General features: G+C 69.1%; 13 protein-coding genes. 6 read left to right on the forward strand and 7 right to left on the reverse strand.

From position 1 onward, the window contains the following. Window position 1: 1 nt before the first annotated feature. The 5 genes from ACTICP_RS13995 to ACTICP_RS14015 are packed head-to-tail and all read right to left on the reverse strand — an operon-like array spanning window position 2 to window position 5,407. Window positions 2-1,309 carry a DUF58 domain-containing protein gene (locus tag ACTICP_RS13995; RefSeq protein WP_441893376.1) on the reverse strand — a complete coding sequence of 436 codons (1,308 nt, stop codon included), beginning with the start codon at window positions 1,307-1,309 and terminating at the stop codon, window positions 2-4. Beyond that, on the reverse strand, window positions 1,310-2,233 hold the full coding sequence (locus tag ACTICP_RS14000) for an AAA family ATPase (protein ID WP_441893400.1): 924 nt from the start codon (window positions 2,231-2,233) through the stop codon (window positions 1,310-1,312). It abuts the gene before it with no gap. A gap of 50 nt (window positions 2,234-2,283) precedes the next feature. Continuing rightward, on the reverse strand, window positions 2,284-3,447 hold the full coding sequence (locus ACTICP_RS14005; RefSeq protein WP_441893378.1) for a DUF4350 domain-containing protein: 1,164 nt from the start codon (window positions 3,445-3,447) through the stop codon (window positions 2,284-2,286). After that, window positions 3,444-4,103 carry a DUF4129 domain-containing protein gene (locus tag ACTICP_RS14010; RefSeq protein WP_441893380.1) on the reverse strand — a complete coding sequence of 220 codons (660 nt, stop codon included), beginning with the start codon at window positions 4,101-4,103 and terminating at the stop codon, window positions 3,444-3,446. The genes ACTICP_RS14005 and ACTICP_RS14010 overlap by 4 nt, the downstream gene beginning before the upstream one ends. After that, the gene (locus tag ACTICP_RS14015; protein ID WP_441893382.1) at window positions 4,100-5,407 is read right to left on the reverse strand and encodes a glycerophosphoryl diester phosphodiesterase membrane domain-containing protein; all 1,308 of its coding nucleotides are present in this window, start codon (window positions 5,405-5,407) and stop codon (window positions 4,100-4,102) included. The genes ACTICP_RS14010 and ACTICP_RS14015 overlap by 4 nt, the downstream gene beginning before the upstream one ends. Before the next feature lie 122 nt (window positions 5,408-5,529). On the opposite strand from ACTICP_RS14015, the gene mtrA reads away from it, so the two are divergent. The 5 genes from mtrA (at window position 5,530) to hpf (ending at window position 11,165) form a co-directional block, all read left to right on the forward strand. Beyond that, the gene (mtrA, locus tag ACTICP_RS14020; RefSeq protein ID WP_441893384.1) at window positions 5,530-6,210 is read left to right on the forward strand and encodes an MtrAB system response regulator MtrA; all 681 of its coding nucleotides are present in this window, start codon (window positions 5,530-5,532) and stop codon (window positions 6,208-6,210) included. Between the two features lie 26 nt (window positions 6,211-6,236). Beyond that, window positions 6,237-7,916: an MtrAB system histidine kinase MtrB gene (gene mtrB / locus ACTICP_RS14025; protein ID WP_441893386.1), complete on the forward strand. Its 1,680-nt coding sequence runs from the start codon at window positions 6,237-6,239 to the stop codon at window positions 7,914-7,916. Then, window positions 7,913-9,661 carry an LpqB family beta-propeller domain-containing protein gene (locus tag ACTICP_RS14030; RefSeq protein ID WP_441893388.1) on the forward strand — a complete coding sequence of 583 codons (1,749 nt, stop codon included), beginning with the start codon at window positions 7,913-7,915 and terminating at the stop codon, window positions 9,659-9,661. The genes mtrB and ACTICP_RS14030 overlap by 4 nt, the downstream gene beginning before the upstream one ends. Window positions 9,662-9,747: 86 nt before the next feature. After that, the gene (locus tag ACTICP_RS14035; RefSeq protein WP_441893390.1) at window positions 9,748-10,404 is read left to right on the forward strand and encodes a ComF family protein; all 657 of its coding nucleotides are present in this window, start codon (window positions 9,748-9,750) and stop codon (window positions 10,402-10,404) included. Between the two features lie 98 nt (window positions 10,405-10,502). Beyond that, window positions 10,503-11,165, forward strand: a complete 663-nt coding sequence (hpf, locus tag ACTICP_RS14040; RefSeq protein ID WP_441893392.1) for a ribosome hibernation-promoting factor, HPF/YfiA family — start codon at window positions 10,503-10,505, stop codon at window positions 11,163-11,165. Between the two features lie 119 nt (window positions 11,166-11,284). Here hpf and ACTICP_RS14045 read toward each other — a convergent pair whose 3' ends face one another. Both ACTICP_RS14045 and ACTICP_RS14050 read right to left on the reverse strand, forming a co-directional pair. After that, complete coding sequence (locus ACTICP_RS14045) at window positions 11,285-12,604, reverse strand: hypothetical protein (RefSeq protein WP_441893394.1); 1,320 nt, start codon at window positions 12,602-12,604, stop codon at window positions 11,285-11,287. 84 nt (window positions 12,605-12,688) lie between these two features. Beyond that, window positions 12,689-13,291, reverse strand: coding sequence for a PadR family transcriptional regulator (locus tag ACTICP_RS14050; protein WP_441893396.1), 603 nt, complete (start codon window positions 13,289-13,291; stop codon window positions 12,689-12,691). Between the two features lie 189 nt (window positions 13,292-13,480). Between ACTICP_RS14050 and ACTICP_RS14055 the strand changes: the two genes are divergently transcribed. Next, on the forward strand, window positions 13,481-14,271 hold a 791-nt coding region (locus ACTICP_RS14055), incomplete at its 3' end, for a DEAD/DEAH box helicase (protein ID WP_441893398.1).

Genomic DNA, 14,271 nt, shown 5'->3' on the forward strand with positions numbered 1-14,271 from the left:
CTCAGAGCCGCCCGGCGGCCTTGAGCTCGAGGTAGCGGTCGGCGATCTTCGGCGGCAGCGCCTCCGGATCGGCGGTGATCGCCTCGCCGCCCGCGCGACGGATGGCGTCTGCGACGTTCTCGGCATCCCGCAGGGTCCGCTCGGCGGCCGCGGCGAGGTAGATCTCCTCGCGCGAGTCGCGGGCCATGGCCAGCGAACCCACCCCGTCATCGGTGACCGACCCGACCAGTACCGTGGTCGCGCGCGACACGTTCGGGAAGGCTCCGAGAAAGCCCCGGGCCGACTCCGCGGCATCCTGCGCCGTGAGCACGACGATCAGCGAGGGACGGGTCGTGAGGGCGCGGATCGCGGCGAACGCGCCGCCCCAATCCGTGTCGACGAGGCGAGCATGCACCGGCGCCATGGCATCCGTGATCGCCTGCAGCAGCCCCGGGCCGTCGATGCCGGTCACGCGTCCGCGGACGACGCGGTCGTACATCAGCAGGTGCACGTGGTCGCCGGCCCGTGCGGCGAGGGCAGCGAGCAGCAGAGAGGCCTCGAGCGCGGCATCCAGACGGGTGCCGTCGCCGACGCGGGCGGCGGCGGTGCGCCCGGTATCGATGAGGATCACGACGTGCCGGTCGCGCTCGGGCCGCCAGGTGCGCAGCATCGTCGTCCCGGCCCGCGCGGTCGCACGCCAGTCGATCGAGCGCACATCGTCGCCGCGCACGTACTCCCGCAGCGAATCGAACTCGGTGCCCTGACCGCGCACCTGGATGCTGGTGTTGCCGTCCAGTTCACGCAACCGCGCGAGGCGCGAGGGCAGGTGCTTGCGCGAGGCGAACGCCGGCAGCACCCGGATCGCCGCCCGCGCGTCGTGCCGCGCCTGGCGGCCGCCGAGCCCCAGCGGTCCACGGGAGCGGATGAAGACGAACTCGCTGACCAGTTCCCCGCGTCGACGGGGGAGCAGCGGCACAGTCAGGCGGCGGCGCTCCCCGGCCGGCACCACGACCCGCAGCCGCTCCGAACCCGCACCGGCGGTCGGCTGCCAGGCATCGCGCACCAGGGCATTGAGCGTGCGTGCTCCGTGATTTTCCAGTGCGACGCTCGTGTCGACCGGCTCGTCGATCCGCGCACGCGAGGGCACTCGCCTGGTGACCGTGACGGAGCGCGCGCTCGCCGCGAGCGTCACGTCGATCGCGAGCAGGATGCCGGCCAGCACCACCCACCCGCCGATCACGAGCCACACCGGAACACCCGCCATGGCGAGCGCCACGACCGGGATGACTCCGACCCCGATGACCAGGGCCAGGCGAGAGGTGATGAACACTTAGATCGGCACCCGGGTCTGCTGGATCACGCTGGCGAGCACGGCATCAGCCGATACGCCTTCCATCTCGGCGTCCGGTCGCAGCTGCAGGCGGTGCCGCCACACCGGCACGAGCATCGTCTGCACGTGGTCGGGCGTCACCGCGGTCGACCCGTTCAACCACGCCCACGCCTTCGCGGCTGCGAGCAGGGCGGTCGAGGCGCGCGGGCTCGCACCCAGCAGCACCGACGGCGACTCGCGGGTCGCACGGGCAAGGTCGACGACGTATCCGAGCACCTCGTCGGTCACCTCGACCCGGGCCGCGGCATCCTGGGCGGCGCGGATCTCCTCCGCCGTCACGGCCGGCTCGACGCCGGTGAGCATGCGCGGCGAGAAACCGCCGGCGTGCAGGCGCAGCACGGTGACCTCGGCGTCGCGCTCCGGCATCCCGACGACGAGCTTCATCAGGAAGCGGTCAAGCTGCGCCTCGGGCAGCGAGTACGTGCCCTCGTGCTCGATCGGGTTCTGGGTGGCCGCGACGAGGAACGGATCGGGCAGATCGCGGCTCACGCCGTCAGCCGAGATCTGACGCTCCTCCATGGCCTCCAGCAGTGCCGCCTGGGTCTTCGGGGGCGTGCGGTTGATCTCGTCTGCGAGCAGGATATTCGTGAACACCGGCCCCGAGCGGAACTCGAACTCGCCCGTCCGAGCGTCGTAGACGAGCGAGCCGGTCACGTCGCCCGGCATGAGGTCGGGGGTGAACTGCACGCGCTTGGTGTCGAGCCCGAGTGCACGGGCGAAGGAGCGCACGACGAGCGTCTTGGCGACGCCGGGCACACCCTCCAGCAGCACATGGCCGCGCGAGAGCAGACAGACGAGCAGGCCGGTGATGGTTCCGGCCTGGCCGATGACGGCTTTGTCGACCTCGGTGCGCACACGGTGCATGGCCCGGCGCAGGGACTCCTCGTCCAGAGAGGGGGAGGGGGTGGTGTCGGTCACGTCGTGTTCCTTTCCACATGGACGGCGGTGTCGACCGCTGTCTCGAGTTCTGCGAGCCGGCGGGCGGCGTCGACGAGTTCGGAGTCATTCTCGGGCAGGGGCCCGGCGAGCAGCTGGTACAGGGACCCGCGCGGGATGCGCAGGCGATCGGATGCGGCATCGGCCACCTCCGCCGGCGTCGAACGTGCCGTCAGCCCGAGCCGGGCGGCCAGGCGGCGCAGCGAACCGTCGCGGAGAGCGGATGCCGCGTGCGCGGCGTCGCCGGCCTTGGCGGTGAGCCGAGCGCGCCCGTGCATGGTCTCCGAGGCCCGCACCGTGACCGGCAGGGTCTCGGTGACCAGCGGACCGAACCGCTGCCCGCGCGCGATGCCGGCGACGATGCCGGCCAGCAGCAGGAGCAGGATCGCCGGGGTCACCCACGGCGGCGTGAGGGTCGCGAGGGTATCCGGCGACTGCGCCTCGAGATCTGTGTCGGCCAGCGAGGGCACGTACCAGACGACGTGATCGGTCTGACCGAGCAGCGCCAGGCCGAGTGCGGCGTTTCCGTTCTCGGCGAGGTGTTCGTTGCTCAGCAGCGCCCCGCCCTCGAGGATCGCGGTGCGCTGGTCGCCGCGGTCATCGATGAGGAGGCCGGCCGCGCCGTCCTCCTCGAAGCATCCGATCACGCCGCTCGCGGGGGCGAAGAAACGATCGGGCTGCACGTCGCCGACGTCGGCGAGCGAGGGCAGATCGCACCGTGCGCTCAGCGCCCCGGATGCCGGAGGCGCGGCGTCCTCGCCGAGATCGAGCAGTCGCAGCAGCCGCGATGCGCTGGAGAGGAACACCCGGCGATCCGCGGGCTCGATGAGCTCGGCGACCGCGTCGTCCGAGAGCGAGAACGGGTCGGCCATGACGAGGGTCGTGTCCTCGTCGACGGCCGCGACGGCCTCGGCGCGGGTGCGGGCGACGGTGATCTCCACGCCCTGGTCGCGCAGCAGCTCGGCCAGCGCCAGTGTTCCGGAGTCGTTCGCACTCTCGGGGTCGAGGGCGCCGCGGGAGTCGGGTGCACCGAAGGTCAGCGCACTGACCAGCAGCGCGAAGACGATCACGGCTGCGGCGATCGCCAGCCAGCCGAACACCGATCGCAGTCGCCCCTTCTCGCGCACCGCGGTGCCGGTCATGCGGGAACCGCCCGGTTCTCCGGGGTCGTCGATGGATGCGCCGCGGCCACCCGTTCGTCGGTCGCCACCAGCGTGCGGTAGCTCTCCTCCGAAGCCGGATGCCGCAGATACCGCACCTGGTCGAAGGCGCCGGCCGCCGCGGTGAGTTCGTCATGGTGCGCTGAGAATGCCGCTGCCGCCTCGCGCGCGATCGCCTGTGCGGTGGCTCCGGGAGCGGGGTCGACGATGTCGCGTTCGAGCAGCCCGCGGGCGATCGCCCGGAAGCGGAGCACCGTCGCGGCATCCCAATCGCCCTCGCGTGCGCTGCGTTCGGCATCCGCCCGCAATTGTGCGGCGGTGCGGTCGTCGCGCTCGCCGAGCAGGTCTGCTCTGCGCCGGGAGACGCGGCGCGATGCGCGTGGGCGCCCCCAGAGGATCAGCACGGCGATGAGGGCAGCGACGATGACGACGATTACGATCACCAGTGCCGTGCTGCCGACTTGCTGGCCGGTCTCTGCGGAGAACAGGCCGTTGATGAACTCGGCGATGTCTTCGGCGAGATAGTCGAACCAGGTCGGCTTCGCATCCGCATAGCGCGGATCTTGCAGTTCCTGCTCGGCCCAGCGGCGTGCATCATCGCCGTCCGGGATATAGGGGTCGTCGGCGAGGAAGATCATGCCCCGCCGGGCCCGGGCGGAGGAGGCGGAGGCGGCGCCTGGGTGGGCGGCGCCTGGAACGGTTGCGGAGCCGCGGGGGGCTGCGAAGGCGGTGCCTGGGTGGTCGGTGTCTGGGGCGCCGGAGCCTGCGCCGGTGGGTACGGGTACTGCTGTGCCGGATACTGGCCGTTCGGATACTGCGCCCAGCCGACCGGTGGCGACGCGTACGTCGGGGTGGGGGTCGGCGGCGGAGCGCTGCTGACGGCCGTGGCCGGGTCGACGGCGAACGGATCGCCGAGATCCTCGGGCGACACGCCGAGATCACGGCGCTCCAGATAGGTGATGAGGCTGTGATCCAGGCCCTCGTAGCGCATCCGGCAGTCGAGATAGATGAAAGCGGCCGCGGCGCACTGCACGACGATGGCCACGGCCTGCAGCACGTACACCAGCAGCTGCGGGGCGACGCCGGCGATGAACAGCAGCACCACTTCCGAGACCTCGTTCGGGCCGGTCGGGGCGATCACCGGGACGAACAGCGAGCCCAGCAGCGACAGCGGCATGCTCACGATGCCCACGGCCGTGCTCATGATGATGCTGATGAGGAACATGACGCCGAACGTGTTCCAGAAGCGTCGACGGGTGAGTCGCCACGAGCGCACCAGCGCCGTACGCAGGCGCGCGCGCTCCAGGACGAGGATAGACGGGACGAGCAGCAGTTTGGTGCTCAGCCACACCCACAGCGGGATGGCCGCGAGGACGACGAGGATGCCGATCACAACGGTGAGCCCCACGCCCTCCGCCGAACCGCCCACGCCCGCCATGACGCCCAGCGCGATGATCCCGCCGACGACGAGGATGAGCACGATGGCCGCGAGCCCCTGCAGGAGACTCCATCCGACCAGACGCCAGAACGCCGGGCGCATGAGCCGCCAGAGGCGCCCGAGCTTCGGCTTCTCGCCGAGGGCGGCATAGCCGATGTCGGCGGCGACCACACCCTGCATGACCGCGGTGAAGGCCACGCTCAACAGGCTCATCGCCAGCACGACGATCGTGTTGATCGCGACCGTGCCCCACATGATCGGATAGAAATCGGGGCTGCTCGGTGACAGCGACTCGATCCGGGTGAAGGTCGCGATGGCCACACCGCCGACGACGACGAGGGTGATCACAGCGATGACGAGCTGGATCACGATCGCAAATCCGAAGAGCACCTTCGGGTTGTGACGCAGCGCCGCGAACGGCTTGCCCAGCAGCGCACCGAAGGTGAGCGGGTGGAGCGGGATCAACCCCGGCTTGACCGCGGGCGTCCAGTACGGTGCGCTCATCGAGCTCCCTTCGAAGATGCAGATCCATCGTGTCATATCCGTTATGAAGTACGCTTGCAAACGACCGCGTTCAGCCTTCACCCGAGGCAGCGCGCCGCGTAGAAAGATGGGGCTGGGATCAGATGACCTCACGGATCCTCGTGGTCGATGACGACACCGCGCTCGCCGAGATGATCGGGATCGTCCTTCGCACCGAGGGCTTCGAGCCCGTTTTCTGCGCCGACGGCGCACAAGCCGTCGAGCAATGGCGCACACAGAAGCCCGATCTCATCCTGCTCGATCTCATGCTCCCGGGGATGGATGGGATCGAGATCTGCACGCGCATCCGTGCCGAATCCGGCATCCCGATCATCATGCTCACGGCCCGCACAGACACCGCCGATGTGGTGCGCGGGCTCGAGGTCGGCGCCGACGACTACATGGTCAAGCCCTTCAATCCGAAGGAGCTGGTGGCGCGCATCCGCACGCGGCTGCGACCGGTGACCGCGGCGACCACCGAGATCCTGCGGATCGGCGATCTCGTCGTCGACGTCGACGCGCACGAGGTGCGGCGCGGCACGACGGTCATCTCGCTGACGCCCCTCGAGTTCCAGCTTCTGGTGGCCCTGGCATCCAAGCCTCAGCAGGTCTTCTCGCGAGAGATGCTGCTCGAGCAGGTGTGGGGGTACCACTACAAGGCGGACACGCGACTGGTCAACGTGCACGTCCAGCGTCTGCGCGCGAAGGTCGAGCTCGACCCGGATGCACCCAAGATCGTGATGACGGTCCGCGGCGTCGGCTACCGGGCCGGGACCGTCAGCTAAAGGCCGCGACCGATGAAGAGCCCGCGTTGATCGCGACGAGCGCGACGGCCACTGTCACGCTGTGGCGCGACCCGCGTGGCTGGCCCGAGGCGATCACCGGGCTGTGGCGCCGTTCACTGCGGTTCCGCACCGTCACGATCACGCTGCTGCTGACCTCATTCGCCATCTTCATCACCAGCCTCATCATGGCTCTGGTCATCCAGAACAACCTCTTCGAATCGCGCCGCGATGAGGTCCTCTCCGACTCGCTGCGCGCGGTGGCCGAGGCGCAGATGCGGGTGGATTCGGCCGAGGTGACCGATGACTCATCGGGTCTGCGGGCGCTGTGGCGCGATGTGCAGGACACGATTCCGCGTGCGTCGTCGTCTTCGCGCGTGATCGCGTTCCCGATCGACGACCCGCCGGTCGGCAGCGGTGTGCAGGCGTTCAGCACGTCCGACCTCAGCGGCGACGTGATCAGCAGCGGTCTGCGCGAGCGCGTCGTGTCCTTCCCCGACAGGCAGTCGTGGCAGTCGATCGCCATCCCGATGCCCGACGGGTCCACGGCCCCGGGGATCGCCGTCGGTCAGCAGCTGTTCCTTCCGGGGGTCGGCTCTTTCGAGGTGTACATCGCGTACGACCTCGCCGACTCGCAGCAGACGCTCCAGTTCGTGCAGAGCACGCTGTGGGCGGCCGGGATCGTGCTCATCGCGATCATCGCCGGAATCTCCTGGATCGTGCTCCGCCTGGTCTCCAAGCCCATCATCGAGGCCGCCGAGACCAGCGCACGGCTGGCCGCGGGCGACCTCGACGTGCGTCTGCCCGTGCACGGCGAGGACGAGCTGGCGACACTCGCCCAGTCGTTCAACGCGATGGCCGACAGCATCGAAGCGCAGATCAAGGAGCTCGGCGAGCTCTCGCTGGTGCAGCAGAGATTCGTGTCTGATGTCTCGCACGAGCTGCGCACTCCGCTGACCACCATCCGCCTGGCAGCGGACATGCTCAACGATCAGCGCGATCAGTTCGACGTGACGACGAATCGCACCACCGAGCTGCTGCACACCCAGGTGCAGCGATTCGAGACGCTCCTGGGTGATCTTCTCGAGATCAGCCGGTACGACGCGGGTTCTGTGCAGCTCGAACTCGAGGCGACGAGCATCACCGAGCTGGCCGAGGACATCATCGAGCAGATGCGTCCGCTCGCCGACGAGCGCGGGTCCGAGATCCGCCTGGTCGCACCGGGAGGGTACTCGCCCGTGGATATGGATCCCCGGCGGGTGCGCCGCGTGCTGCGCAACCTCATCGGCAACGCGATCGAGCACGGCGAGGGGAATCCGATCGTCGTCACCACCGACAGCAACCAGCATGCCGTCGCCGTCGGCGTGCGCGATTTCGGGATGGGAATGGACCCCGCCGCCGCCGAGCGGGTGTTCGACCGATTCTGGCGTGCCGACCCGTCACGGCAGCGGACGATCGGCGGCACCGGCCTCGGCCTCTCCATCGCGCTCGGCGACGCGAAGCTGCACGGGGGAACGCTCGCGGTGTGGTCCGAGCTCGACGTGGGAACGAACTTCGTGCTCACCCTTCCGCGCCGGCGCGGCGATCTGGAGGGAGCTTCGCCCGTGCCGCTCGAACCGCAAGAGGCTCTCACCGACGTGACCCAGCCGATCCAGCTCACCGAACTGCGCGAGATCTACTTCGACGCGGAAACGGAGGATGACTCATGAACCGCAGGCTGACCACGAACCGCGGACTGACGATGAACCGTGGACGCCGCTCGATCGCCGTCATCGCCCTCGCCGCGTTCATCGCGGTGCTCACGGCCTGCACGAGCCTGCCGACGTCCGGCGAGGCGAACGCGGGGCTCGCGCTGGACAGTGCCGACATCGACCCCGACATCAACCAGATCGCCGCGCGACCGCTGGAGGGCGCGAGCCCGGAGCAGATCGTGGAAGGATTCCTGGACGCCGCGCTCACCCCGGACAACGGCTGGTCGATCGCCCGGGAATTCCTGAGCCCCGAGCTCGCCGCCACGTGGCGCCCGTCGGCGGGCGTCTCGATCGACTCCAGCGCCGCGGACCGCGAGTTCACGGCCGACCTCGATGATGTCGCAGAGTCCGCGCAAGCGGGCGATGTACGCGTCGTGCTCGACCAGGTGGCGCGCCTCGACGAGAACGGCGCATACAGCGAACTGCCCGGCGAGGCTTCGGTGGCCGCCTTCGAAGTCGCCCGCAACGACAATGGCGAATGGCGCATCACGAAAGCCGACAACGGCATCTTCCTCGATGCTGAGGCGTTCACGCAGGTGTATCGCCGCTACTCCCTGCAGTACTACGACCACACCTGGACGCATCTCGTCCCCGATCTGCGGTGGTACCCGCGCAGACAGACCATCGCCACGACGCTGACCCAAGCCCTTTTGAACGGCGATCCCAGCGAATGGCTGTCGCCGGGGGTGCGCAGCGCGTTCCCCGGTGACGCCTCGCTGGCGCTTGATTCCGTCCCCATCAGCCCTGAGAAGGTCGCCACCGTCGAGCTGACGTCCGCGGCGGCGGGGCTCGATGAGACACAGCTCGCGCGCATGCGCACACAGTTGGAGGCGACGCTGCGGCCTGCCGGGGTCACCGAGGTGCGGCTCACGGTCAACGGACGCGATCTCGACGCCGGGCGCGCGTCGGTCGAGACCGGCCGGACGGAATCGAACCCGGTGGTCCTCACCGAGAGCGAGTTCGGGGCCTTCGTCGGCGACGAGATCGAGCCGTACGACGGCATCAGCTCGGAGATCGAGAAGATCGCGCCGACCGTGCGGGCCGTGGATGTCGCCGCCGACGACTCGCGCGCCGCCATGCAGTTGGAAGACGGACTGGTGTACACGGTCGCCGACGGCCGTGTCGACCAGCTCGACAGCAGACCGGGGCTGGTGAAGCCGTCGATGGATCCGTACGGATTCACCTGGTCGGTGCCGAAAGATTCGCCGGAGGCGCTGACGGCATGGCAGTCCGATGTCACACCCGTGGAGATCCCCGGTGCGTTCCCCGAGGCATCGTCGATCATGGGGATCAGAGTCGCCCCGGACGGCGTGCGACTCGCCGCGGTGATCGCGCGCGGCGGTCAGCACTGGCTCGTGCTCGCCGCGATCATCCGCGACGAGGACCAGGTCCCCACCGGTATCGGTCCGGTCCAACTCGTAGCTCAGATCGATGGCGCGGCGCTGGGGATGTCGTGGATCGGGGAGGACGCCGTCGGCATCCTCGTCGAGTCGGAGAATGCGCGCATCGCGCTCACTCAGCCCATCGGCGGGCCCGGGGTCGTCGCTGCGGCTCCCGCTGATGCGGTCGCGCTTTCGGGCGGGCGCACCTCTGCGGCCGTGCGCATCCTGGACGAGACTGGCGTGATGTTCGCCCAGCGCGGCACGACGTGGCAGATGGGACTGTCGGACGTGCTCGTCCTCGGGACGCACGCCGGGCAGTAGTCCACATCCTCCGTCTCGTCGGGAGTTCTCCACCGATCGCGCCCCCGGACCGCCCGCCGGTGCACGACCGTCACGAGACTCGACGGATGACCGGATGGGCGGCACTGGCGGACGAGATCGCGGCGTTCGTGCTGTCCGCAAGCTGCGCGGGGTGCGATGCGCCGGGAACGCTGCTGTGCGACCCGTGTCGTCACGCGTTGGTCGCCCGCCCCGTGCGGACGACCACACCCGAGGGGATGCCGGTGGTCGCAGCCCTCGCGTTCGACGGGGTCGCGGCGCGCTGCATCCGGCGGTTGAAGGAAGAGGGCGAGACGCTTCTCGCGCGACCGCTGGGTGCTGCCCTTGGCGAGGCCTGCGCGGGGATCGTCACCGAGCATCCGACGGCGCTGCCTGTTCCCGTGCCGACTGGCCGCGCCGCGTTCCGGCGTCGTGGATATCGCGTGCCCGAGCTGCTCATCCGACAAGCCGGGCAGCGGCCGGCACGACTGCTCGCCCCGGCGCAGCGCACCGAGGATCAGCGCGGGCTCGCCCTCGCCGAGCGCCGCCGCAACGTCACAGGCAGCATGCGCGTGCGGCGCGCCAGGCAGGGGCGCGATGTGCTCGTGTTCGATGACGTCGTGACAACCGGAGCGACGCTCGACGAGGCCGCCCGCGTACTTACGGCGGCGGGATTCCGCGTGTGCGGGGCTGTGGCGCTCGCCGCGACACCGCGCAGACGCAAACTCCCGGGAAACACATCATGAATGTGTGGTGACAATAACGGGAACGCGGACTACGGTAGGGGGTCACAAGGCGACCACGGTCCGCCCTTGGCCGGGAGGACCGGGACAAGGAGGCAGCAATGGAAACAAGCATCGTTGGCGTCGGAGTGGGAATCACTGATCGCTTCCGAACCGTTGTCGAAGAGAAGATCGCCCGTGTTCAGCAGCTCGCCGCCAAGGCGCAGCGGCTGGATGTGAAGGTCACGCATCGCGCCTATCGAGGCGGGCGTGTTCCCGATGAGACCGTCGAGCTCACCCTCATCGGCAAGGGGCCGATCGTCCGTGCCGAAGCCGTCGACGGAGACAAGTTCGCCGCCCTCGACCTCGCGGTCGACAAGATGGCCACGCAACTGCGCCGCGCGAAGGAGAAGCGCGTCGATGGCCGCCAGCACCCGCGCGGAGCGCACTTCGAGAAGGGCAGCGGGGCGATCGAGGGCATCGACGTGCAACCCGCCTCCGTCGACGTGCTGCAGGCTGTCGCCACCGGCACGGTGCCGGTCCAGAGCGAGGAAGAAGCCGAGTACTCACCTGTCGTCATCCGCACGAAGAACTTCGAGCCGGAATGGATGACGGTCGAAGAGGCCGTCGACCGGATGGAGCTGGTCGGACACGACTTCTTCCTGTTCGTCGACGCACGCACCGATCACCCGAGCGTCGTCTACCGCCGCAAGGGCTGGGACTACGGTGTGATCTCGCTCACCACCCAGGCTTCCCCCGAGCAGGCAGAAGCGCTCGCATCCTGAACCTCAGAACGGCCCGCCCCACCCTGGGGCGGGCCGTTCTGCTACCCCGGTCGTTGAGCGAGAGGAGCGAGACGAAACGGGCTGAGCGAGCGGAGCGAGTCGAAGCCAACCGGCCCCTGTCAGTCGAAGATGCCGTCCAGGATGCTGCCGATGACCAGACCACCCATGATGCCGCCCATGACGTCTCCGCCGCCGCGGCGTCCACCGCCCCAGCCGTCACCGCCCCAGTCCTGCTGCTGCTGAGGCCGCGCGGAGTCGATGTCGCGCTGTGCGAGCTGCAGCGCCTCGGCTGCCAGCTGTGCAACACGGCGGGCACCGGCGAGTGCCTGCTCGCGCGTGTCTTCGGCGGCCATGAGTTCCGGGATGTCGATGCGCAGGCGCTCGGCCTCGGCAAAGCGCGTGCGCGCGTCTGCGCCGATCCAGCCGCGGTGCCCGGAGATGAGCCCGCGTGCGACGCCGAGCTGACGGTCGGCGTCGTCGAGGGAGTGCTGCACCTGGGCGATGCTGGGCAGCGGGTTCTGCTGGCGGTACTCCGCCTTCGCGATGGCGTCGTCCAGCGCCGTATTGGCTGTGCGCAACTGGGTGAGCTCGGCGAACGGGTCGGCGGGGGTTCCGGCGGGGGAGAGCGCGTCGAGGGCGCCTTCGAGCTCGGCGACGGCAGAGGTCACGGCGGGCACGTTCGGTGCCTTGCGGGCGGCGATGATGTCTCCGCGCGAGTCTGCGACGACCTCGGCCAGCGTCGACTCCGCACGCAGCGCCTCGATCTCGAAGTCCTCCACGGCATCCATGAGTGCCCCGGCACGGCGGGTCGCCTCTGTCGCGGTCTCGAGCGCGAGGTTCGCCTCTTCGTTCTGCCGGGCAGCGCGGCGGCGCTCTGAGACGTCGGCGCCGTGCGTGGCGAACGAGATGAGCTGTTCGGCCTCGTCGGCAGATGCCGAGATCTGGTGCATCGCCGAAGCGGCGTAGCGCGTCGACAGCCGCTCGATGGTGGAGCGGGTCTGGGGGATGCGCGCGCTCAGCGCCTCGGAATCCCGGCGGACCTGCGCGATGATCTGCGGAGCCTGGCGCACGCGGGCGACGGACTCGGCGAGCGCCGAGGTCTTCTCGTCCAGCAGGTCTTCGGCCCACTCGCACAACTGCACGATCCGCGCGTTGCGGGTGCGGAGCTCTTCGTCGGTGTCGGGGATCTCGTCGTGGTTGAGCTGGTGCAGCTGGAAAGCCTCGCGCAGATGCGTCTTGACCGCGTCGAGCGCGGCTTTCAGATCTTTCGTGAGCGACGCGCCCAATTCCGCCTCGGCGAACGCCAGCTCGTCGCCAGCGGTCCTGATCCGTTCGTCGGTCGCCACGAGCGCCTGCTCGGCGCGACGCGCGAGATCGGCGTCCTGTGCCGCCTGGGCGGCCTCCTGCTCACGTTTGCGCTTGCCCCAGAAACCTGCCATGAGTCGATCCTACTTTCCGCACACCATGTGCGCGCTGTGGATCCGCGCAGTGGATGCTGGAGCCTCTGCCTTTCCGAAGGGCAGTCAGCCTGCCAGCGCCTCCTGGCTCACAGGACGTCCGCGCCGGGGGCGCTCCGTCGCGAGTTCGAGGCCCATCGCGCGATGCGGATTAAGAGCCAGACGCTGCTCCGTGTGATCCAGCCAGCGCAGCTCGGCCTCGGCGGCGAAGATCATCGAGTCGACGACGAGCGACCAGGCGAGCTCTGCTGCGTCTTCGCCATCGCCGCCGGCGTACTCGGCACGCCGCACGCTCTCCAGGTGCGCGAGCGACGCGCTCCGCTGTGCCCGGATCACCGCCGTAACATCCACCCCCGGCAGCGTCGCCGCGACCGCGAGCTTGATGGCGAGCTCGTCGCGCGTGGCCTGCGTGCGAACGACGGGGGAGGAGAGCCACCGCGCTACCTCGGCCGATCCGGCATCCGTGATCTGCCAATACACGTGGCCGTGCTCATCCGCATCACCGCGTCCGACCAGACCGTCGCGCTCGAGGCGCTCGAGGGTGTTGTAGATCTGGCCGACGTTGAGCGACCAGGTGGAACCGGTGCGCCGGTCGAACTCGGCACGTAGCTGATAGCCGTAGCAGGGACCCTGATCGAGGATGGCGAGCAGACTCTGGCGGACTGACATGGAACCTCCCGAAGCGATTTCTCAGCAAACATATACCGGGAAAGGTCTGCGCGAGCGAGGGTCGTGTTCCTGGGCATGTCCCGTGCAGACGACGCGCAGGTCACGGGCCGGTAACATAGCGGAGTATGCCCGGCGCCGAAGCCCGATCTGGGTGGCTGGGATCTGACCCACAACAGGGAGATGACTTAAGTGGCGAATCCTCTTGAGAAGCTGCTGCGCGCCGGCGAAGGTCGCATCCTTCGCCGTCTGAACCAGGTCGTCAAGGCCGTGAACGCGCTCGAGGACGACTTCGAGAAGCTCACCGACGACGAGCTCGCGAACGAGACGACGGTGCTTCGGGAGCGCTTCGAGAAGGGCGAGACCCTCGACAAGCTCATGCCCGAGGCCTTCGCCGCCGTCCGCGAGGCCGCCAAGCGCACCCTCGGGATGCGGGCCTACGACGTGCAGCTCATGGGCGGGGCCGCCCTTCATCTGGGCAACATCGCCGAGATGAAGACCGGTGAGGGAAAGACTCTCGTCGCCACCTTCCCCGCCTATCTCAACGCCCTCGCGGGCGAGGGCGTGCACATCATCACGGTGAACGACTTCCTCGCCTCCTACCAGGCCGAGCTCATGGGGCGCATCTACCGCGCGCTCGGGATGACGACGGGCATCATCGTGTCCGGCCAGACCCCTGCGGTCCGTCGCGAGCAGTACGCCGCCGACATCACCTACGGCACGAACAATGAGTTCGGCTTCGACTACCTGCGCGACAACATGGCCTGGCGCAAGGAAGATCTCGTTCAGCGCGAGCACTTCTACGCGATCGTCGACGAGGTCGACTCGATCCTCATCGATGAGGCCCGCACCCCGCTGATCATCTCCGGACCGTCATCCGGCGAGGCCAACCGCTGGTTCACCGAGTTCGCCAAGATCGCCCGCACTCTCGAGGCCGGCGAGGACTACGAGGTCGACGAGAAGAAGCGCACCGTCGGCGTGCT

The sequence above is a fragment of the Microbacterium sp. genome (genome assembly GCF_052102115.1).
GTDB lineage: Bacteria > Actinomycetota > Actinomycetes > Actinomycetales > Microbacteriaceae > Microbacterium.